Origin of the sequence: Kribbella sp. NPDC050820 (assembly GCF_040653975.1) — a bacterium.
Lineage (GTDB): Bacteria > Actinomycetota > Actinomycetes > Propionibacteriales > Kribbellaceae > Kribbella.
On record NZ_JBFAHB010000011.1, the window covers coordinates 119,344 to 139,406 of the forward strand.

Annotated in this window: 19 protein-coding genes and 1 other RNA gene; 9 read left to right on the forward strand and 11 right to left on the reverse strand. The window is 68.7% G+C overall.

Features of this window, described 5'->3' with window-relative positions; genetic code table 11:
• Positions 1-32 precede the first annotated feature (32 nt).
• A complete protein-coding gene (locus AB0H36_RS13010; RefSeq protein WP_360520919.1) occupies positions 33-518 on the forward strand; it encodes a GNAT family N-acetyltransferase in 486 nt (161 codons plus the stop codon).
• On the opposite strand, the gene AB0H36_RS13015 is transcribed toward AB0H36_RS13010, so the two are convergent.
• From AB0H36_RS13015 to AB0H36_RS13030, 4 genes are all read right to left on the reverse strand, one after another.
• Positions 515-1,651: a hypothetical protein gene (locus AB0H36_RS13015; protein WP_360520922.1), complete on the reverse strand. Its 1,137-nt coding sequence runs from the start codon at positions 1,649-1,651 to the stop codon at positions 515-517. The two genes, AB0H36_RS13010 and AB0H36_RS13015, sit on opposite strands and share 4 nt — an antisense overlap.
• Positions 1,652-1,764: 113 nt before the next feature.
• On the reverse strand, positions 1,765-3,375 hold the full coding sequence (locus AB0H36_RS13020; RefSeq protein ID WP_360520925.1) for a TROVE domain-containing protein: 1,611 nt from the start codon (positions 3,373-3,375) through the stop codon (positions 1,765-1,767).
• A 279-nt stretch (positions 3,376-3,654) separates the two neighbouring features.
• Positions 3,655-4,052: RNase P RNA component class A (gene rnpB, locus AB0H36_RS13025), an RNA gene on the reverse strand.
• Between the two features lie 9 nt (positions 4,053-4,061).
• Entirely contained in the window at positions 4,062-4,430 is a 369-nt protein-coding gene (locus tag AB0H36_RS13030) for a DUF952 domain-containing protein (protein ID WP_360520928.1), read from the reverse strand.
• A gap of 91 nt (positions 4,431-4,521) precedes the next feature.
• Between AB0H36_RS13030 and AB0H36_RS13035 the strand changes: the two genes are divergently transcribed.
• The 4 genes from AB0H36_RS13035 to AB0H36_RS13050 are packed head-to-tail and all read left to right on the forward strand — an operon-like array spanning position 4,522 to position 8,674.
• The gene (locus tag AB0H36_RS13035; RefSeq protein WP_360520930.1) at positions 4,522-6,099 is read left to right on the forward strand and encodes an alkaline phosphatase D family protein; all 1,578 of its coding nucleotides are present in this window, start codon (positions 4,522-4,524) and stop codon (positions 6,097-6,099) included.
• Between the two features lie 35 nt (positions 6,100-6,134).
• Positions 6,135-7,625 carry a peptidase S10 gene (locus AB0H36_RS13040; RefSeq protein ID WP_360520933.1) on the forward strand — a complete coding sequence of 497 codons (1,491 nt, stop codon included), beginning with the start codon at positions 6,135-6,137 and terminating at the stop codon, positions 7,623-7,625.
• Complete coding sequence (locus AB0H36_RS13045; RefSeq protein WP_360520936.1) at positions 7,622-8,392, forward strand: nucleotidyltransferase domain-containing protein; 771 nt, start codon at positions 7,622-7,624, stop codon at positions 8,390-8,392. Before AB0H36_RS13040 ends, AB0H36_RS13045 begins: the two co-directional genes overlap by 4 nt.
• Positions 8,393-8,422: 30 nt before the next feature.
• Positions 8,423-8,674, forward strand: coding sequence for a GNAT family N-acetyltransferase (locus tag AB0H36_RS13050; RefSeq protein WP_360521114.1), 252 nt, complete (start codon positions 8,423-8,425; stop codon positions 8,672-8,674).
• Here the strand turns inward: AB0H36_RS13050 and AB0H36_RS13055 are convergent.
• Both AB0H36_RS13055 and map read right to left on the reverse strand, forming a co-directional pair.
• Positions 8,662-9,045, reverse strand: coding sequence for a GNAT family N-acetyltransferase (locus AB0H36_RS13055; protein ID WP_360520939.1), 384 nt, complete (start codon positions 9,043-9,045; stop codon positions 8,662-8,664). The genes AB0H36_RS13050 and AB0H36_RS13055 overlap by 13 nt on opposite strands.
• On the reverse strand, positions 9,042-9,890 hold the full coding sequence (gene map, locus AB0H36_RS13060) for a type I methionyl aminopeptidase (RefSeq protein ID WP_360520942.1): 849 nt from the start codon (positions 9,888-9,890) through the stop codon (positions 9,042-9,044). The genes AB0H36_RS13055 and map overlap by 4 nt, the downstream gene beginning before the upstream one ends.
• Positions 9,891-9,943: 53 nt before the next feature.
• On the opposite strand from map, the gene AB0H36_RS13065 reads away from it, so the two are divergent.
• Positions 9,944-10,132, forward strand: coding sequence for a hypothetical protein (locus tag AB0H36_RS13065; protein WP_360520945.1), 189 nt, complete (start codon positions 9,944-9,946; stop codon positions 10,130-10,132).
• A 107-nt stretch (positions 10,133-10,239) separates the two neighbouring features.
• Here AB0H36_RS13065 and AB0H36_RS13070 read toward each other — a convergent pair whose 3' ends face one another.
• Positions 10,240-10,821: a histone H1-like repetitive region-containing protein gene (locus tag AB0H36_RS13070; RefSeq protein ID WP_360520948.1), complete on the reverse strand. Its 582-nt coding sequence runs from the start codon at positions 10,819-10,821 to the stop codon at positions 10,240-10,242.
• Between the two features lie 399 nt (positions 10,822-11,220).
• On the opposite strand from AB0H36_RS13070, the gene AB0H36_RS13075 reads away from it, so the two are divergent.
• On the forward strand, positions 11,221-11,970 hold the full coding sequence (locus AB0H36_RS13075; protein WP_360520951.1) for a helical backbone metal receptor: 750 nt from the start codon (positions 11,221-11,223) through the stop codon (positions 11,968-11,970).
• An 80-nt stretch (positions 11,971-12,050) separates the two neighbouring features.
• Positions 12,051-12,227: a hypothetical protein gene (locus AB0H36_RS13080; RefSeq protein WP_360521125.1), complete on the forward strand. Its 177-nt coding sequence runs from the start codon at positions 12,051-12,053 to the stop codon at positions 12,225-12,227.
• Between the two features lie 98 nt (positions 12,228-12,325).
• Here AB0H36_RS13080 and AB0H36_RS13085 read toward each other — a convergent pair whose 3' ends face one another.
• Positions 12,326-12,823, reverse strand: coding sequence for an NUDIX domain-containing protein (locus tag AB0H36_RS13085; protein WP_360520954.1), 498 nt, complete (start codon positions 12,821-12,823; stop codon positions 12,326-12,328).
• Between the two features lie 90 nt (positions 12,824-12,913).
• On the opposite strand from AB0H36_RS13085, the gene AB0H36_RS13090 reads away from it, so the two are divergent.
• Positions 12,914-13,816 carry an aldo/keto reductase gene (locus tag AB0H36_RS13090; protein ID WP_360520957.1) on the forward strand — a complete coding sequence of 301 codons (903 nt, stop codon included), beginning with the start codon at positions 12,914-12,916 and terminating at the stop codon, positions 13,814-13,816.
• A 595-nt stretch (positions 13,817-14,411) separates the two neighbouring features.
• Here the strand turns inward: AB0H36_RS13090 and panB are convergent.
• The 3 genes from panB to AB0H36_RS13105 form a co-directional block, all read right to left on the reverse strand.
• Positions 14,412-16,805: a 3-methyl-2-oxobutanoate hydroxymethyltransferase gene (panB, locus tag AB0H36_RS13095; protein WP_360520960.1), complete on the reverse strand. Its 2,394-nt coding sequence runs from the start codon at positions 16,803-16,805 to the stop codon at positions 14,412-14,414.
• Between the two features lie 148 nt (positions 16,806-16,953).
• The gene (locus AB0H36_RS13100; RefSeq protein ID WP_360520963.1) at positions 16,954-18,798 is read right to left on the reverse strand and encodes an NAD+ synthase; all 1,845 of its coding nucleotides are present in this window, start codon (positions 18,796-18,798) and stop codon (positions 16,954-16,956) included.
• A 77-nt stretch (positions 18,799-18,875) separates the two neighbouring features.
• On the reverse strand, positions 18,876-20,048 hold the full coding sequence (locus AB0H36_RS13105; protein ID WP_360520966.1) for a VOC family protein: 1,173 nt from the start codon (positions 20,046-20,048) through the stop codon (positions 18,876-18,878).
• Between the last annotated feature and the right edge of the window lie 15 nt (positions 20,049-20,063).

Sequence of the window (20,063 nt, forward strand, 5' to 3'; positions counted from 1 at the left end):
AAACAGTCGTGTCAGTGGATTGGGTAGGGTTGATGCCGAAGCTGATCAGGAAACTGGGGGAGCCGGGCGATCTCGGCTGGGTGGTGAAGTCACACGCCGAGATCTACGCGGCGGAGTACGGATGGGGGTTCGCCTACGAGGCGTTGATCACGCAGATCGTCTCGGCGTACGCGACCGAGCACGACGATGCACGCGAGGCCGCGTGGATCGCGGAGGTGGACGGTAAGCGGGCCGGGAGCATCTTCTGCGTGCGCGGTCCGGACGAGGCCACGGCGCAGCTGCGGCTGCTGCTGGTGACGCCGGACGCCCGCGGGCTGCGGCTCGGCGTCGAGTTGGTCGACACGTGCCTGGCCTTTGCTCGCGAGGCCGGCTACAAGCGGATGGTGTTGTGGACGAACGATCCGCTGGTCGCCGCGCGGCACATCTATCTGTCGCGGGGCTTCCGGTTGACCGGCTCCGAACCGCACAACATGTGGGGCGCTGAGCTGACCGCGCAGACGTACGAGATCGACCTCTAGCTGCTGCAGGCCGGAGCGCCCGGGGCCGGGGCGCTGTAGATGGCGTTGGCGAGGAAGGTGCTGATGTAGCCGTTCTGCACGCGGAGTGCGTGCCGCGGTCCGGCGCTGCCGAGAGGCAGGTACTTCCGTAGCGGCAGTGCGAGGTAGTAGGCGCCGTAGTCGGTGAAGTTGTAGTGCCGCGTCCCCGGGACCGTCGCGCACCACGACGTGCCAGTGCTTGCCTTGAGCAACGACAAGGCGCGGTCGCGGCCGTCGTCGCCCCGGGCGTCCGGTCCGCAGACGCCGGTGATGCAGGAGTCGTCGGCGCCGAGCAGCAGGATCGGCGCGTGCACACCCTTGCTGACGGCCTCGCCGTACGGGCTGCCGTCCAGGTTCACCGCGGCCGCGCACCGCTCGGTGGTCCGGCATGCCTCGAGCGCGGCCGCGCCGCCGAACGAGTGGCCGACGTACGCCGTCCCGACGCTCGGCTCGGCGCTGTTCGGCAGTTGCTTCGCCACCATCGAGCCGGCGAACCGGGCGTCGGCGGCCCAGGTGTTGACGAGGAGATCGCCCTGCTCGTCCAGGTCCTTCGGCTGGGCGTCCTCCTTGGCCTCGACCTTCTGGCCGTCCAGCACGGTGAGGTCGGCGCTGTACGTCGGCGTCACGCCGGCCACCAGGTAGCCGTGGCTCGCGATGTCCTCGGCCAGGCTGGCGTACATCGGCGCCGACAGGCCGAGGCCCGGCATGAGTACGACGACCGGGAACCGGCCGGGCGCGACCGCGACCCGGTCGAACGCCGGGTCCTGGAGCGTGTCGAACGGTCCCTGGAACACCGACGCCGGCGCCTTGAGGTGCAGGTCGCTCCACAGGCCGGGCGCGTACTGCACTTTGCGGCCCGTGACGTCCTTCGCGACCGGATGCCAGACCCACACCGAGAGCTTCCGCTGCCCGTCGCCGTACGGATCCTTGCGGGTCGTGTCGGTCCACTCGAACGTCCGCCGGCCGACCTGGAAGTTCCCGGTCGGGTCCGGCAACGCCACTGGCTCGGACCGCTTGACCGCGATCCACCCGACGTACCCACTCCCGGCGAGCAACGCGAACAGCACAGCGATCACCACCGCCGTGCGAACCCGCCGAACCCCTCTCCGCGCCATACCCCAAGCCTGCCACCCCACCGGCGCCGAACCCCGCAGAACAGCTCCGAACTCCCCGATATCAGCGCTGATCGGAGTTGCGGCCTGCGCGGTTGGGGCGCGCAGGCCGCCGGCTACGGGCCTTGGGTGAAGTTGGTGATCAGGCCTGGTACTGCGGTGTCGAAGCCGGAGATGTCCAGCATGCCGGGGTCGGTGGGGTCGGCGATCGTGCTGCCGGTGGCGGTCATCGCTACGACGATCAGGCGGGCGTCGATTCCCATCTTCCGGCGGTACTCCTGGAGCGCCTGGTGCGGGTGGATGTCGCCGTACCAAGTCTCGTTGTCGGTGAAGATGAGGAACGCGTCGACCGGGATCTTCCGCCGGAGCGCGTACTGCATCGGCAGGGAGCAGTCCGTGCCGCCGAAGGGCAGGTTGGAGACCGAGCTGATCGCGTCGTTCAGGCGCTGGCGCGGGCTGATCGAGAGCGGGATCAGCTCGGACTTCCGGTAGTCGCCCTTGCTGGTGAAGCCGACGATCTCGTACGACGACTCGGTCGCCGCCGTGACCAGCGCCAGCGCTGCACTCGCCTCCCGGCAGGTGATCGGCAGACCCGACACCGACGCCATCATCGACCCCGACACGTCGAGCGCCAGCATCAGCCGCTTCCCGGTCGGCGCCACCGCGTCGTACGCCGCGTAGAACGCCGCGTCGAGCGCGTCCACGATCGGCTGCGACGGCGTCCACGACTGACTGCCCCGCGCGCCGCGGCCCGACGCGTAGGTGCGCTGAGCAACGAGCACGTTGATCGGGTGCACGCGAGCCTTCTTCAGCCGTGCGGCGTCGGACAGCTGCTCGGCCACGATCGGAGCCCACGAACCGAGCGGCTCGAGCAGTCCCAGCCGGGTGAGGCGTGGGAGTTGCCGCAGCAGCGCGGTCTGCGGGAGCCCGTTCGCGAGCAGGATGTCCCAGACCTTCGGCTCATTGAGGAACCGGTCCGGGACCATCTCCCACGACACAGCGCGGTTGAGCGCGATGACGTCGGCCACCTCGGTGACGTCCGTCGCCGCCTGGATGCGCTCGAAGGCAACGAGCAGAGACAGCCCGGACAGGTCCGCCGGACGACCGTGGATCCAGTCGAACAGCTCCCGCCGTACCGGCTCGGTCGTCTTCGGGTGCGACAGCCGCAGCAGGTCCGCATGCGACCAGCCGTCCCGCTGGCGGTACTTCAGCACCTGGTACGCGACCGCGTCGACGTCGCGCTCCGGGTCGACGTACCAGTTGCCGATCGCCCGGCGCGTGCCGCGGCCCCAGCCGCCGAACTGCTGCAGGTAGCCCGCGAACAGGAACAGGTGCGTTCCGGTGCGTGCGACCAGCGGTACGGCGGCCAGCGCTGCCCGGCGCCCCTCGTCGTCACCGAGCTTCGCCGCCGCGGCAAGGGCGAACAGCGCAGGGTTCTGCTTCGGCGCACGGCCAGCCAGAGAGATGTCCAGTACGGCGGCCACGACGTCGGTCGCACGCTTCGTCGCCAGCTCGACGACCAGTCCGGCCGTCTCCCGGGTCAGCTCGCGCTCGGAGGCGTAGTACGTGCCTCCGGTGGTGCCGAGCGTGAGGAACCGGTGCAGCCGGGCGAGCTCGTCCCGTACGAACGCGTAGCCGCCGGCGCGGTTCTTCCGCTGCCGTGGGTCGGCCTGCTCGTGCTGACGCGTCTGCCGGGTGCTGATCAGAGCCAGCGGGTCGTTGGACATTCCCTTCTCCTGTCGTCTGGGCAAACAAAAGACAGGCCTGGGCGGACGTGGTGTGCCGACCGGCGTTTAGCTGCTCTAGCCGCCTGAGCTACGCCGGACCGAAGCCCGACGGCGGGACTCGAACCCGCGACCCGCCCATTAGGAGTGGTAACCGATTGACTCCGGCCCACCCAGGTCTGTCTTGCTCTAGACCATAGCCAGTTTCAGCCCGATCCCGCGAAGCATTTTGAGGGCTGTGGACAACGGAGACCGCCGGTCGGGGCGTGGGACTGTGGTGGGGGAACGGGTCGGTCTGTAAGCCGGATTCTGTGGTGGCGATCATCCATCTACGGTGACCGTTGCCGGGCACCTCCAGCGGCCTACCCGCGAGCTCGGGCGGGCAGCCCTCGGACGCTCGCGCGGGCGGTGGTTGCCCACCGCCCTTCTTGGCCTTGCTCCACGTGGGGTTTACCGAGCCTCCGCAGTCACCTGCGGAGCTGGTGGTCTCTTACACCACCCTTTCACCCTCACCCGCACTTCGGCGAACCACGGGGTTCACCGAAGCCGCTGGCGGTCTGCTCTCTGTGGCACTGTCCCGCGGGTTGCCCCGGGTGGGTGTTACCCACCACGCTGCCCTGTGGAGTCCGGACTTTCCTCGGCGCCCCTCAAGGGGACGACGCGATCGCCCGACCGACCCGTTCCAGCTCTCAGGATACGGCGTCCGCGGTCACCTCGGGCCATCGCCCGTCTGCGCCGCGCTCGTACCGCCGTACGTCGACCACCGCGTCGAGGTTCAGCGGTCCGTAGATATGCGGGAAGCTGATGCCGATCGCATCGAGGTCCTCGTCGCACAGCGCGGACACCAGCCGCTCGGTGTCGATCACCAGCAGGCTCAGCGGCTCCTGGACGTCGTCGTACACGAAGTTCGCGACCATGGCCACCTGCTCCGGCCGCGAGGCGTGGATGAACGTCGCCCCGTCGTCGAGGCTCTTGCCCCGCGTCGACCAGCGGTAGCAGCCCGCCTCCTTGGCGGCCTCCCACTGCTCCGGGAAAGCGATGTGCAGAATCGTCGCCATGGGCCGAGGCTATCCAGTTCGCCGGTCCGGGCCGCTGTTGCGACACTCGCAGGTCGTCTCGATGTCACCATTCGCCGCTACCGTGCCGCGCATGACACCGCCCAGAGCAGAGCTCGATCGTCGCAAGTTCCTCGGTGCCGTCGGAGGTGTCGCCGGGCTGGCGACGCTGGCGCAGTTGCCGGTGGGGCCGGCGAACGCCACCCCGCGGCCGGCCGGCGGGGACTACCCCTTCACGCTGGGCGTGGCCAGCGGCGACCCGACCCCGTCCGGAGTCGTGCTGTGGACCCGGCTCGTGCCCGACAAGTTCGTCCCCGGCGGCGGGATGCCGGCCACCAAGGTGCCGGTGGAGTGGCAGATCGCCCTCGACCAGAACTTCCGCCACATCGTGCGGACCGGTACGACGTGGGCGCTGCCCGAGCTCGCGCACTCGGTGCACGTCGAGGTGGAGGGGCTGGCGCCCGACCGCGAGTGGTTCTACCGATTCCGGTACCGCTCCGACGTGTCGCCGACCGGTCGGACCCGGACCGCGCCGGTGCGCACCGGGAGGAGCTCTCAGGTGAAGTTCGCCTTCGCCTCCTGCCAGGAGTGGTCGAGTGGTTACTACTCGGCCCTGCGGCACATGGCCGACGAGGACCTCGACCTGGTCCTGCACCTCGGCGACTACGTCTACGAGGGCGGGATCCCGGCCGACGGCGGCTACCGGAAGACCCCTGTGCCGGCTGTGCTGGGGACCGCTCCGCGCGACGTGGAGCGCTGGCGCATGCAGTACGCCCTGTACAAGAGCGACCCGGATCTTCAGTCCGCGCACGCCCGGTTCCCGTGGATGGTGACGTGGGACGACCACGAGGTCCAGAACGACTACGCCAACACGCAGTCGCAGTACGAGGGAGACATCTCCGCGCTGCGGGCAGCGGCGTACCAGGCCTGGTACGAGCACCAGCCGGTACGACGGCCTGCCCGGCCGACCGGTGAGGGTCCGCGGATCTACCGACGGCTGCAGTGGGGCGAGCTGGCCCAGTTCGACGTGATCGACGGCAGGCAGTACCGCAGCGTCCCACCGTGCGGCTGGGGCGAGGCTGACGCTTGCACGGGCGGCTACGACCCGTCGATCACCATGCTCGGCCAGACGCAGGAGAACTGGCTGTACGACGGTCTGAAGCGCTCGCGGGCGCAGTGGGACGTGCTGGCGAGCAACGTGATGCTCAGCCGGCTCGACCACGACGGCGCCGCGGGCGATCTGCTCTGGCACGACGCGTGGGACGGCTTCCCGGGTGCCCGGCAACGGCTGATCGCGGCGTGGGACCGGGCGAACACCCGCAACCCGGTGGTCGTCACGGGGGACTGGCACTCCAGCTTCGTCAACGACATCCACGCGGACTTCGACCGCGAGGGGACGCCGGTGGTGGCGACCGAGTTCGTCGGCACGTCGCTGACCAGCAACGGCGACGGTGAGGTCTACGGGCCGTACTACGGGCCGATGATCAAGTACAACCCGCACATCAAGTTCTTCGACGGCGACCGGCGCGGCTACGTCCGCTGCACGATCGACCGCGAGGAGTTCCGGACGGACCTGCAGATGGTCACCACGGTGAGCCGCGCCGACGCCCCGAAGTACACCTACGCGTCGTTCGTCGTCGAGGACGGTCGCCCCGGTGCCGTGAAGGCCTGATCACAGGCTTGCCGAGTTCCATTAGGGTGCTCGGCATGGCGAAGGATGAGAACACCGAGTCCACGTCCGAGGCGGCGGCCGAGGAGACCAAGGCGGCGCCGCCCACGGACGACCTGGTGTCGACGCAGCATGTGCTGCCGGTCGGCCGGAAGCGGCTGAAGTACACCGCGACGACCGGCCGGATCGTGCTGCGGCAGGAGGTGCTGACCGAGGGCAAGTTCGACGGGCACAAGCCCAAGGCCGAGGTGTTCCTGACCGCCTACACGCTGGACGACGCCGACGCGAAGGACCGGCCGGTGACCTTCGCGTTCAACGGCGGTCCGGGCTCGTCGAGCATCTGGCTGCACCTCGGCCTGTTGGGCCCGCGTCGGGTGGTGTCCGGTGACGCCGGTGAGCTGGCGCCCCCGCCGTACGGCCTGGTGGACAACGCCGAGTCGTTGCTGCAGCACAGTGACCTGGTCTTCATCGACCCGGTCTCGACGGGGTACTCGCGCGCGGTCGAGGGCGAGAAGCCGGGCGACTACCACGGGTTCACGCGCGACCTGGAGTCCGTCGGTGAGGTGATCCGGCTCTGGACGTCGCGCAACGGGCGGTGGATGTCGCCGAAGTTCCTGGCCGGTGAGTCGTACGGTACGACGCGCGCCGCCGGGCTGGCCGCGCATCTGCAGGAGCGCTACGGCATGTACCTCAACGGGGTGATGCTGATCTCGGCCGCGCTCGAGTTCGGCACGCTCGACTTCACCCCGGGCAACGACCTGCCGTACACGCTGTTCCTGCCGTCGTACGCCGCCATCGCGCACTACCACGGTCTCGTGCCGGACCGGACCCTCGACGAGGTGCTCGCCGACGCCGAGCGGTTCGCGGCCGGCCGCTACCCGAATGCGCTTGCCCAGGGCAACCGGATCCCGGCCGACTACCGGGCCGAGGTGGTCACCCGGCTGGCGTCGCTGACCGGGCTCAGCGAAGACTACCTGGACCGGGTGAACATGCGGATCGAGCACATGCGGTTCTTCGCCGAGCTGCTGCGGTCGCGCCGCCAGGTGATCGGCCGGCTGGACGGCCGCTTCACCGGCTGGGACGCGGACTATGCCGGCGAGACGCCGGGCAAGGACCCGTCGTTCAGCGCGATCATCGGGCCGTACACTGCCGCGCTGAACCACTACGTGCGGGTCGAGCTCGAGTACAAGAACGACCTGCCGTACGAGATCCTCAACGTGGACGCGGCCAAGAACTGGTCGTTCAAGGAGTTCGAGGGCCAGCAGATCACCGTGGCCGAGAAGCTCGCCGACGCGATGCGGGTCAACCCGCACCTCAAGGTGCATGTCGCGTCCGGGCACTACGACGGCGCGACGCCGTACTTCGCCACCGAGCACACGCTGGCGCGGTTGCAGATCCCGAGCGAGCTGGTCGGCAACATCGAGACGAAGTACTACCCGGCCGGCCACATGATGTACATCCACGAGGAGTCCCGGATCCAGCAGTCCGAGGACCTGGCCGCCTTCATCAGCACCGCCTCCAACCGATGACCGTCCCGGCCGAGGTCGCGGCGATCACCTCGCAGTACCTGGAGCTCATTGACAAGACGAGGCCGGGGCTGGTGCGCGGGTTCTACCTGACCGGGTCCATCCCGCTCGGCGACTACTCCCCGGGGCGCAGCGACATCGACGGTGTCGTCGTGGTCTCCGAGCCGGTGACGGACCCGGAGGTCGTCCGTGCGGTGCACGCGAAGCTGCCGGAGCGGCCGTACTTCGATGTCACCTATCTGACCGCGTCCGCGCTGGCTGCTGAGCCTGATCGCAGTACGCCGGTGGTGTACACGATCGACGGCCAGTTCCAGGACCCGGCCGCGGCCGGGTCGGTGACGCCGGTGTTGTGGTCGGAGCTGGCGCGCCAGTCAATCGCAGTTCGCGCGGTGGACGGCTTGGTGGTCCACGACGACCACGAGGCGCTCGTCGACCACACTCGCGACAACCTCACGTCGTACTGGGTGCCGATGCTCGACCGGCTTGACCGGGCCATGACTGACCGGCCGGTCGATCAGCCTCTCGACGGCCGGATCGTCTCCTGGGTCGTCCTCGGCATCTCCCGCCTCCACGCACTCCTTGCCACCGGCAACATCATCTCGAAGACCGCCGCCGGCGAACACGCCCGCGCCCGCTTCCCCGCCTACTCGGCCCTCTGCACCCAAGCCATAACCCACCGTGCCGGCCACGGCATCCCTCTCACCTCCACCGACGGCACCCAGACCGTGGCCTTCGGCCGAGCCGTGATCACCTCCGCACAACACCTCTGATGCTGACCCTCATCCGGCGAGCAGGCACCGCTGAGCCAGTCGCGTCGCCGGAGGGCGTCGTACTGCGCGCGCTGTCGCCGGACGACACCTTGGAGCTCGGTCGGTTGTACTTCGCGTCCTACGAGCCGGGCGCGGCGTCCGAGTCACCGTCGGCTCGGCGTGGCCAGTGCGTTGCTCACGCGCGCGGTGTCTGTCACCTCGAGTCCACTGGCCCTCAGAGTCGCGCCGACGAACACAGCTGCTCACACCTTGTACGAACGCCTCGGTTCTCAGGAAGGGTAGATGCGGAAGCCGGTGAACTTGCGGTGGGGGAGCGAGGCGTAGAAGTTGTTGGCGGTGTCGGTGACCAGGTCGATGCGTTGGGCGCCGGTGAGCGGGGCGGCGTACTCGAGCAGTGCGCGGCCGATCCCTTGGCGACGATGAGAGGCGCGCACTGCCATCTGGGACAAGTGCGCCTGGATGTGGCCGTCGCTCTGGAGGTACGCGAATCCGACGACCTCATCGCCGTCGAGAGCCACCACGGTAGTCACACCGGGGGCGGTGAAGACGGCGTGGGCGCGCTCCGGATCAGCCGGCAGACTGGGCCAGCCTTCGGCCTCGCACAGTGCGAGCACGCCGGGTAGGTGGGCGGGCTCGTACTGCGTGAGGATCACGGGAGGGTGAGGACTTCGGCGCCGGTGTCGGTGACGACCAGGGTGTGCTCGAACTGGGCGGTGATGGACTTGTCCTTGGTGGTGGCGGTCCAGCCGTCGTCCCAGAGGTCGTACTCGTAGGTGCCGAGGGTCAGCATCGGCTCGATGGTGAACGTCATCCCTGGCTCGATCACGTCGTCGAACCGCTCGTCGTCGTAGTGCGGGATGATCAGGCCGCTGTGGAACGCCGTCGCGATGCCGTGACCGGTGAAGTCGCGGACGACGCCGTACCCGAACCGCTTCGCGTAGGACTCGATCACCCGGCCGATGATGCTGACCCGGCGCCCCGGCCGGACCGCCTTGATGCCGCGGTTCAGGGCCTCCTGCGTGCGCTCGACGAGCAGCCGGACCTCCTCGTCGACGTCGCCGACCAGGAACGTCGCGTTGGTGTCACCGTGCACACCGTCCAGGTACGCCGTGATGTCGACGTTGACGATGTCGCCGTCCTCGAGCGGGCGGTCGTCGGGGATGCCGTGGCAGATCACCTCGTTGACCGACGTGCACAGCGACTTCGGGTAGCCGCGGTAGCCGAGCGTCGACGGGTACGCACCGCGCTCGACCAGGTACTCGTGGCCGACCGCGTCGAGCTCGTCGGTCGTGACACCGGGCTTCGCGGCCGCACCGACTGCCTGCAGCGCCTGCGCGGCCAGCTTGCTCGCGACCCGCATCCGGTCGACGATCTCCGGCGCCGTGACGTAGGAACCGTCGTACGGCGTCGGGCCCGGCTTCCCGACGTACTCGGGACGCGGGATGGACGCGGGGACTTCGCGGCGCGGCGAGATGATGCCGGGAGTGAGAGACGACATGGTGGGAACATTGTAGTGAGCTGCGACAAGACTCCCGGGAGGCGGTCATCCAGATGAGCGACGATCACAGCAACGAGTGGTACTACAACACCAAGACCGGCAAGGTCGAGCCTTACCAGGGCGGAAAAGCCGGCGACCGTCTCGGACCGTACAACTCCCCGGAAGAGGCCGCCCGCGCCCTGGAGAAGGTCCAGGAACGCAACGAGGAATGGGACAACGACCCCAAGTGGGACGACGACTGATCTTCACCCCGGATCGATCCCGCACAGCCTGACTCTGAACGCACCGAGGGGCACCACCGTCGACGGTGGTGCCCCTCGGGTTTGTTCAGCCGATGCAGACGGCCGGTTCAGCGAGCGACCCGGCGGGCGGCGGTCTTGCGGGCCGGCGCCTTGCGAGCCGCGGCCTTCGTGGCCGCGACCTTGCGGACCGGGGCCTTCTTCGCCGCGGTGCGCTTCGCCGCCGTGGTCTTCGTGGCGGCGGTCTTCCTCGCAGCAGTCGTCTTCTTGGCTGCGGTCTTCTTGGCGGGCGCCTTCTTCGCGACCGTCTTCTTCGCCGCGGTCGTCTTCTTCGCCACGGTCTTCTTGGCGGCCGTGGTCCGCTTCGCCGGGGCCTTCTTCGCGACGGTCTTCTTCGCTGCCGTCGTCTTCTTGGCCGGGGCCTTCTTCGCGACCGTCTTCTTCGCCGCCGTGGTCTTCGTGGCGGCGGTCTTCCTCGCAGCAGTCGTCTTCTTGGCTGCGGTCTTCTTGGCGGGCGCCTTCGAGACCGCCTTCTTTGCCGCACTCACCTTCTTCGTCACTGTCTTCTTCGCTGCGCTGACCTTGCGCGCGGACGTCGTCTTCGCGGCGCTGGTCTTCCTGGCGACAGTCTTCTTGGCGGGAGAAGCCTTTTTGGCTGTCGCCTTCCCTGCGGCTGCCTTCTTGGCTGGCACTCTGCCTCCTTGGTGCGGCTGAGGAAAACCACGGTGGATTCCTCGTCGTCATGATGATGACAACACTTGGTGCCTACGTAAAGCACCCGAAACGTCTGCAGGTTAAGGCGTCCTGGCCGCCGGCCGGCGCGAAAATGCCGAAAATCCTTGTGCAGAAGGGATTCCGCCGCGCTAAGAGGATGCCTGACGGCCCGAAGAATTTCTTGGCGACACGCGCACAAAGTTCGTGTCGAACGCCCGATTCGGCGAGTGTTGTCCTCGGCAACGGCCTGCGACCGGCACGTCGTCAGGACCGCTGAAGAGTGCTCGAGACGACCTCGAGGACACCTGAAGAGAGTGTTGCCGACGACGTCCAGGACGCATGATGAGAGTGCTTGCAGACGACCTCGGGAAGGTGTGATGACAGAGCTCGTGGACGACGTCGGGAACGTCGTCGTACTGCGTTCCGAAGTGACGCGCGTGGTCAGCATCGTGCCGTCGTTGACCGAGTCGATTGCGACGACGCACGAACACCTGCTGGTCGGCGCGACGGACTGGTGCACGCATCCACAACACCTCGACGTGGCCCGTGTGCGCGGCACGAAGAATCCCGATCTCGATCTCGTCCGCGCACTCCGGCCCGATGTCGTGGTTGCGAACGCGGAAGAGAATCGTGCTGTCGATCTCGACACGTTGCGCGCGAGTGGAATCGCGGTCTGGACCACCTCGCCGACCACAGTCGACGAATCACTCGACTCACTCGAACGCATGCTGTCCGCGATCACCGGCGATGTCCCGGAGTGGTTGCGGCAAGCACGTGAGGTGTGGAGCACGCCGTACGACGGAATGCGCCGGCGCGCTGTCGTACCGATCTGGCGGCGGCCGTGGATGGCATTGGGACGTGACACCTTCGCGGGTGATCTGTTGTCCCGGATCGGCGTCGACAACGTGCTGCGTGATTCCGGTGAACGCTATCCGCGGTTCGATCCGGATGCGTTACCCGATCACGATCTCGTCGTACTGCCGGATGAGCCTTATGCCTTTTCACCCGACGACGGTCCGGAGGCATTCACGCGACCGGCGAAGTGTGTGTCCGGGCGGCACCTCACCTGGTACGGACCGTCCCTTGTCGAGGCCCGCGAACTACTCAGCGCACAACTGCGAGCCTGACCGGACGGGCGCAGTGACGTGCGACACGATGGCTGCCCGGTCAGCTAGACGGTTAGGTATGCCTCACCTACACTCGCTGCGTGCCGCCGATGACCGCGAAGAAGAAGTGCTGCAAGGACAAGCCGAGGTGCAAGAAGTGCCCGGTGGTCCTCAAGCGGCTGGCTGACGCCGGCTGCGCGGAGCGGCTCGACCGGGTGCACTACGTCGTCGACAAGAAGATCAAGAAGAAGGTCCTCAAGGAGGCCCGCAGCCGCTGAGTGCGGACCGCCACGCCATCACAATTCACTGGCCGCAGCTGGTGTCAGGCGTGGGAGCGCAGGCGGGCGGTCGTTGTGATGGCCTGGCGGTCCGTGCTTCAGGAGGCTCGGCGGAGGGTGATGGCGTCGGCGGCCTGACGGAGGATGCCGGGGATGGTGACGTGTGCGGCCTGACCGGTCGCCTCGAGATCGTCGCCGTACCACCAGCCGTGCGCGCTGATCGTCTCCAGCTCCAACTGCTCCTGGTTGGCGAACGTGACGTCGACGCCGTCCACCGCCACCGCGAAGAACGTCTGGTGCTGGATGATCGGGCACCCGCCCCACTCGAACTCGATCGTGTTCGTCGCCACCGGTGTGCCGAGCGCATCGATCGGCAGCTGAATGCCGACCTCCTCGCGCAGTTCCCGGCGCGCCGCCTGCACAACCGTCTCACCGGCTTCGACGCCGCCGCCGATGGTGAACCAGTACGGCGCTTGCGGCTTCAGCGGATCCCAGCCGTGCAGCAGCAACACCTTGCCGTCCGGTCGGACCGGCAGGACGCGGGCCGTCGTACGCCGTACGACGGTGCCAGGTGGTGGCAGACGAGATTCGCTCACACAACAAAACGCTAGACGAGGAAGGGCATCCCGCGTCGGCCGATGCGGCGCGTCTCACAGTTGTTGCCGGGGACACCTAGGATCGAATGCATGACGGCGAGCATCGGTCTGGGCCTGGCGGCACTCGGTCGACCCGGGTACATCAACCTCGGACACGACGAGGATCTGCCGCCCGGGCGGGCGGTGGAGGATCTGAGAGAGCGCACACATCAACTGCTCGAGCAGGCTTGGCAGGCTGGTGTTCGCTACTTCGACGCTGCGCGTTCGTACGGTCTTGCCGAAATCTTCCTCGGCGAGTGGCTGACGCCTGAGCGACGTGAGCAACTCACTGTCGGGTCCAAGTGGGGCTATACGTACGTCGCCGATTGGCGGCATGACGCGGATACGCATGAGGTGAAAGATCACTCGCTCGGGACTTTCGAGCGGCAGTGGCCGGAGACCGTTCAAGCGCTTGGTGGGCCGCCGGATTTCTATCTGATCCACAGCCTGACGCCGGACAGCCCCGCGCTGGGTGACGCGAAGCTGCTGGATCGGTTGCGGGCTCTGGCGGATGACGGTGTGCGGGTCGGGTTGTCGACGAGCGGGCCGCATCAGGCTGATGCGTTGCGCGCGGCGTTGGCGCTGGGTGGGCCGTTCACTGCTGTGCAGGCGACTTGGAACGTGTTGGAGACTTCGGTCGGGCCGGCGCTGCAGGAGGCTCATGACGCGGGGTGGTTCGTGGTGGTGAAGGAAGCGGTTGCCAACGGGCGGTTGACGGCCAAGGCGGGCGAGACGCCATTCAACGCGTTTGCTCGGCAGCATGGGGTTGCACCGGATTCACTCGCGCTGGGGGCTGCGGTGGGGCAGGCGTGGGCTGACGTTGTGCTGAGTGGCGCGAGTACGGCGGAACAGTTGGAGAGCAACCTGGATTATCGGACGGCCGGCCCACTCGACGAGTTCGTCCAACAGCCCGACGAGTACTGGACGGAACGGTCAGCACTGCCCTGGATCTAGCGCACGTGGTACACCCCACGCGCCCTGCGCAGCCCCTCCTGCGTCGCGTCTGCTCCGCGCGCTCCCGCCCGCCCGGCTTGTGTGCGGGCTGCCGCCCACGGTTTACGCGCTCGTCGCGCGTGGTTGATTGCCGTGCTGGAGTTGTCCGTCGGACAGCTGCCGTCGCAGCTTCCGGGTGCTACGCAACCCGGATCGCACTCTGCTGACTTGCCGAAACAGGAACCTCGTACACCCTCTGGTTGGCGTGGACACGAGATGCCCTGTGCTGACTCCCGAGTACCTGTACGCGCCCCGGGTTTCGGCCCAGAGCATTCACATCTAAAACGCGACTCGCGACGACGCCGCCTGACTTGGCCGAAACCAGCGACCCGGCGATCCACCATGCGCGGGTTACACACGAGCCGCCTGGCACCGCCCCCTCGGCGGACAACGCCCACCTCCGGCACTCAATCACGCGTGATAAGCGCGTAGACCGCGGGTGGCAGCCCGCGGGGAGGTTCTGGGCGGGTGGGAGCGCGCGTAGCTGACGCGACGTAGGAGCGGCTGCATAGCACGCGTGGGATCGTCCACGGGCTGGGTAGTGCGGGGGTAGAAGTTAGAAGGTGTGTTCGTCGGTGGGGAAGGTGCCGGAGGCTACTTCGGCGGCGTAGGTGGTGGCTGCGGTGGTGAGGATGCCGCGGAGGTCGGCGTACTGCTTGACGAAGCGGGGCATGGTGCCGGAGCGCATGCCGGCCATGTCTTGCCAGACGAGGACCTGGGCGTCGGTGTCGCGGCCGGCGCCGATGCCGATGGTGGGGATGGTGACTCGTTTGGTGATTTCGGCGGCGACGTCGCCGGGGACCATCTCGAGGACGACGGAGAACGCGCCGGCTTCGGCGAGGGCGATGGCGTCGTCGATGAGGCCGGCGGCCTGGTCGCCGCGACCCTGGACCCGGTACCCGCCGATGCTGTGCTCACTTTGCGGCGTGAAGCCGATGTGCGCCATCACCGGGATTCCGGACTGGGTCAGTTTCTCGACCATCGGTACGACGGTGCGGCCGCCTTCGAGCTTGACCGCGTGCACGCCGGCTTCCTTCATGAAGCGTACGGCGGTGTGGAAGGCCTGCTCGGGGGACGCCTGGTACGAGCCGAACGGCAGGTCGGCGACGACGAGGGCCCGGTCGACCGCACCGGCGACGGCGCGGGCGAGCGGGATGAGTTCGTCGACGGTGACGCGCAGGGTCGTCTCGTAGCCGAAGACGTTGTTCGCGGCGGAGTCGCCGACCAGGAGGACGGGGATGCCGGCGTGGTCGAAGATCTCGGCGGTGTACTGGTCGTACGCCGTCAGCATCGCCCACTTCTCGCCACGGTTCTTCATGTCGCGGAGGTGGTGGACGCGGTACCGGCGCGGCCGCTTGCTCTGACCCGAGCCCTCAGCGGACCCAGGGGCCGGACCCGACCCCGGCGCCGCACCCGTCAACGGCCCGGCACCTGACAGCGGAGCCGAGCCGGACGACGAAACGGAGCCGGACGACGGAACGGAGCCGGATGACGAAACAGAGCCGGACGAAGGGGCTGAGCCTGATGGACCAGCTGGGGTCTGAGGCGCGCCGGCAGCCTCTGCCGGGTTCTGCGCGGCAGCCGGAGCGTTGCCGGCCGCGGCTTGGGCCCGACGGGCGCGGTGGGAACCGGTGTGCTCGTTCGCCACCTGGCTGGGGGCGTCCTGCTGGACGTCCGCACGCCGTCGCGCGCCGACTCGCTTGGGTTCTTCACTCATCGGTGTGTTGCTCTCGTACTCCGCGCTCGGGTCGGACGGGTAGCCGTTGTCGGACTGCCTTGCGGCCTCCACCATCTCCGGCAGGTACGCCGTGATGGTCGGGGCGTCCAGCGAGTTGTTGCCCTGCTGCGGGTTCGCCGGAGCCGGAGTCGGTGCGGGTCCCTGCGCCGGCGCCTGCTGTTGCTGGCTCTGGGGCTGCGCGGGAGCAGGCGGCGGTGTCGGCGCCTGGCTCGGCGGTTGCTGCTGAGTGACGCCGTTGTTGTGCGGTCCACCGTTCTGGGCGGGCGTCGGGGCGGGACCGCTCCAGATGCCGTTGGCCGTCCCGTTCGAGCTGTGCGGCGCGGGCGGGTGCGGGGTCACGCCGTTGCTGCCGGCCTGCGGGGGAGCGGGCGGGCGCTGCGGCAGTTGCTGCGGTGCACCGGGTGCCTGCCGGTTCGGCGGTACGCCGTTGCTCCCCGGACCGAATGGGCTCGGACGCCCCTGCTGCGGCGGCGGTCCGACAGGGTTCTGCTGCGGTTGCTGCCGCCGGAACGGGCTCTGCTCCTGGTAAGACGCCGGCCCGAAAGGCGACTCCTCACCACGACCAGGCTCACCACGACCCACGTCACCACGCGACGGCTCACCACGACCGGGCTCCCCACGCAGGGCCTCACCACGACCGGCCTCACCACGGAGGGCTTCACCACGACCTGGCTCACCACGCAGGGCTTCACCACGACCTGGCTCACCAGGCAGGGCCTCACCACGCAGGGCCTCACCACGACCGGCCTCACCACGCGAAGGCTCACCACGACCAACGTCGCCACGACCAACGTCGCCACGTCCCGCGTCACCGCGAGACGGCTCGCCCCGGCCCGTGTCGTAGTACTGCTGCTCCCCATACGGCCGGCCCTGCGGCTGCTCGCCGTACGGAGGCTGCTGTGGTCGCGGCTGCTCGCCGTACCCGCGCTGCTGCTGGGGTTGCCCGGCCGGTGGCGGCGGGGGACCCGGCAGGTACGGCGGCTTCGGCACGTAGGGCTGCTGGGGCACCGGCCCGCGTTCGTAGGCCCTGGGCGCGTTCGGCAACGACGGCGACGGGTCGAGACCGAGGCCGTTGCCCCGGTCCCGCCAAGCTTCGTCCCCGTAGTCCGAGCGGCGGTGCTCCTCGGTTGTCCGGTTCTTCGGTCCGGTCCCGTACGGCGACGGCAGTTCGTCGTCGTCCTGGGTACCGGCCGACAGGAAGTTGTCAACCATGCCTTCATCGTCCCACCGTTGCGGAGGGTGAGCGCTACCGGCTGCGGCTGAGCGATCGCTCACATCGTCCGCGGGCAGGTCGGAGCGGTCCGTGGGCTCCACAGGAGTCCCCCACGGGGTTTCGGAGGTCGGGCGGTACCGCCAGGAATCACTCAGTGCTCTCCGCCACCTTCCGTGCCTCCTCACCGGTCGCCGGCGCCTCAGGTCCGGCGTTGTCGGACTTCACGTGCGCGGCCTTGCGCGCGTCCTCGCGCCAGGTGTTCGTGATCGGCAGCCGGCGGTCCCGGCCGAATGCCTTGCGGGTGATCTTCGGGCCCGGCGGGTACTGCCGGCGCTTGTACTCCGCCTTGTCGACGAGTTGGATCACCTTGGACACCAGGTCGGTCTCGAAGCCGGCCGCGACCAGCTCGGCGCTGCCGCGGTCCTGCTCGACGTAGTCGTCCAGCATGTCGTCGAGGAGGTCGTACGGCGGCAGCGAGTCGGTGTCCACCTGGCCGGGCCGGAGCTCGGCCGACGGCGGCTTGACGATCGAGTTCTGCGGGATCGGCGGCTGCTGGCCGCGCGCCTTCGCGTCCTCGTTGCGCCACTTCGCCAGCCGCCAGACGACCGTCTTCGGAACGTCCTTGAGCGGTGCGTACCCGCCGACCGCGTCGCCGTAGATGGTGGAGTAGCCGACGGACAGCTCGGACTTGTTGCCACAGGCAAGGACCAGGTGGCCGTCGGCGTTCGACAGGCCCATCCAGACCACCGCCCGGACCCGCGCCTGCAGGTTCTCCTCGGCCAGGCCGGTCAGCCCGAGGGTGTCGATGAACGGCTGCACCATCGGCTGGATCGGGATCACCCGGTAGTTCAGGCCGGTCCGCGCGGCGAGCTCGGCGGCGTCGTCGCGGGAGTGCTCGCTGGAGTACACACTCGGGTTGGAGATGCCGAACACGTGCTCGGGCCCGACCGCGTCACACGCGATCGCGGCGACCAGCGACGAGTCGATGCCGCCGGACAGGCCGAGCAGGACCGACTTGAAGCCGTTCTTCTGCACGTAGTCGCGCAGTCCGGTGACGATGGCGCCGTACATCTCGGCCTCGTCGGCCAGCCGCGGCGCGACGGCGGAGGGGATCGGCTCGTACGCCTCGAGCGGCTCGTCGTGGAGCACGGTGTGGACGATGTCGATGCCCTCGTGCGTGCCGGACGGCGTCCCGGCCGGAGCGGGCAGGTCGAGGTCGACGACCATGCTGCCCTGCTCGAACTGCGGAGCGCGGGCGAACACCTTGCCCTCGGAGTCGACGATCAACGAGTCGCCGTCGAACACGAGCTCGTCCTGGCCGCCGACCAGGTTGACGTAGGCGAGCGAGCAGCCGGCCTCGCGGGCCCGGCGGCGGACGAGCGCACCGCGGACGTCGTCCTTGTTGGCCTCGTACGGCGAGCTGTTCACAACGAGCAGGAGTCCGGCGCCGGCGGCCTTGGTCACCGCGACCGGGCCGCCGTCCTGCCAGAGGTCCTCGCAGATGACGATGGCGACGTCGACCCCGTGGACCCGGACCACCTGGAGGGTGTTGCCGGGGACGAAGTGCCGGAACTCGTCGAAGACGCCGTAGTTCGGCAGGTGGTGCTTGACGGCGCTGGTGACGACGCGGCCCTGGTGGAGCACGGCGGCGCAGTTGGTGGGGGAGCCCTTCGGCCGGCCGAGCCGGTCGATGCCCATCGCCGTACCGGTGGCGCGGTCGAGGTAGCCGCAGACCACGACGATGTCGCCGAGGCCCTCGTCGGCGAGCCGGGTGGCGAGGTCGTGGATGCGGGCCTGAGATGCGTCTACGAACGACGCCCGCAGGGCCAGGTCCTCGACCGGGTAGCCGGTCAGCGCCAGCTCCGGGAAGGCCACGACATGGGCGCCGCGCTCGACGGCGTTACGGGTCCACGCGACGATCTTCTCGGCGTTTCCGTCGATGTCACCGACGGTCACATTGAGTTGAGCGAGGGCTACCCGAAGCTGAGGCACGGGAGCACATTACTGGTTCGTTGGCTCGAACCCACGCCCGATGTGCTCCTTGATCAAACCCGAGCTCGAACTCGCGCTCAAACCCGGGCCGCGACGAGGTCTAGCTCGTTGTTCTCCGAATCGGCCACCGTCGACCGGCCGGCGGCCTGCTGCACGACTCGCCCGCCGATGGCGGCAACCGCCTCGAGGCGCTCGTCGAGCCCGTCCGAAGGGACGACGAGCTCGAAGCAGATGCGGTTGCGTTGCCGGCGCCGAGCCTCGTCGGCCGCGTCCATCTGCTGGAAGAACAGCGGTGGATTGAGCCAACGCGGGTCGTAGATGTCGGAGACGTGCGCGCGAGTGTCGGCGTCGTACCCGAGCACGTGCTGCCAGAACGCCCGGACCGTCGGAACGTCGACCGCGTCGATGCCGAACTGCACGAACCGCAACCGGCTCGGCTCCGCGCTGAGGCCGAGGTCGTGCGCGGCAGCCTGAGTACGGCGGGCCAGGTCGGCGAACCGGTCGTCCTCCCACAGGTCCTTGCCGGTGTCGAGTGCGACGCCGTCCGGTCGTACATCGACCATGAGCGGCATCCCCGACTCGTCCACCAGACCGGCGACGGCGGTGACCAGGTCGATGGTCTGCGCGGGCGACGTGGTCGGGTAGAAGGTCATCCCACCGAACAGCAGCCGCCAGTCGGCGGCGTCGTCGAAGTCCTCGCCGCCGACGATGTCGACCTCGTTGCCTTCCGCATCAGCAACAGTGCTGTAGTAGTCGCCGGCGAACGCTTCCCGCCCGCCGGCCGCGTCCGCCGTCTCCCTCGCGCCCGCGAGCGTCCACGGCCGGACGACGTCGACGTGCACCCGGTTGCGCAGCGGCCGCGCTTCGTCCAGCCGTCCGAAAACGAAGCCCGGATCCCGCCGCAGCGGATCCACGAGACCGTCGGCGTCGCGCGCTTCGTACCCGAGTACGGCGCGCCAGAAAGGCACCACCGCATCGTCCTGAGCATCCACCCGCACCTGAAGCGCCTGGAGGCCGCTCGGGTCGGCAACGAGGCCGAGTTCCTGAGCCGCCACCGAGATCGCCGAAGTCGTTGCGTCCTCCACCGGATCCCGGAACCGCACCTGCACCCCGCGGTCCCGCAGGTTCACGTCCGGCAGCCCGCCGGTCAGCTCGTGGATTCGGCCGACCAAGGCGGCGCCGGCGCTCTGCGACGTCGCACCGAACCAGGCACTAGTCCCGAACGGGAGGTCCCACCAGTCGCGGCTCATGCCGACGACAGTAGC

Bases quoted from the DNA above. Each gene is read 5' to 3' on its own strand.
- AB0H36_RS13035 (WP_360520930.1), top strand. From the start codon at position 4,522: ATGACACCGCCCAGAGCAGAGCTCGATCGTCGCAAGTTCCTCGGTGCC.
- AB0H36_RS13040 (WP_360520933.1), top strand. From the start codon at position 6,135: ATGGCGAAGGATGAGAACACCGAGTCCACGTCCGAGGCGGCGGCCGAG.
- AB0H36_RS13010 (WP_360520919.1), top strand. From the start codon at position 33: ATGCCGAAGCTGATCAGGAAACTGGGGGAGCCGGGCGATCTCGGCTGG.
- AB0H36_RS13045 (WP_360520936.1), top strand. From the start codon at position 7,622: ATGACCGTCCCGGCCGAGGTCGCGGCGATCACCTCGCAGTACCTGGAG.
- AB0H36_RS13105 (WP_360520966.1), bottom strand. From the start codon at position 20,048: ATGAGCCGCGACTGGTGGGACCTCCCGTTCGGGACTAGTGCCTGGTTC.
- AB0H36_RS13020 (WP_360520925.1), bottom strand. From the start codon at position 3,375: ATGTCCAACGACCCGCTGGCTCTGATCAGCACCCGGCAGACGCGTCAG.
- AB0H36_RS13075 (WP_360520951.1), top strand. From the start codon at position 11,221: ATGACAGAGCTCGTGGACGACGTCGGGAACGTCGTCGTACTGCGTTCC.
- AB0H36_RS13030 (WP_360520928.1), bottom strand. From the start codon at position 4,430: ATGGCGACGATTCTGCACATCGCTTTCCCGGAGCAGTGGGAGGCCGCC.
- AB0H36_RS13065 (WP_360520945.1), top strand. From the start codon at position 9,944: ATGAGCGACGATCACAGCAACGAGTGGTACTACAACACCAAGACCGGC.
- map (WP_360520942.1), bottom strand. From the start codon at position 9,890: ATGTCGTCTCTCACTCCCGGCATCATCTCGCCGCGCCGCGAAGTCCCC.
- AB0H36_RS13015 (WP_360520922.1), bottom strand. From the start codon at position 1,651: ATGGCGCGGAGAGGGGTTCGGCGGGTTCGCACGGCGGTGGTGATCGCT.
- AB0H36_RS13090 (WP_360520957.1), top strand. From the start codon at position 12,914: ATGACGGCGAGCATCGGTCTGGGCCTGGCGGCACTCGGTCGACCCGGG.
- panB (WP_360520960.1), bottom strand. From the start codon at position 16,805: ATGGTTGACAACTTCCTGTCGGCCGGTACCCAGGACGACGACGAACTG.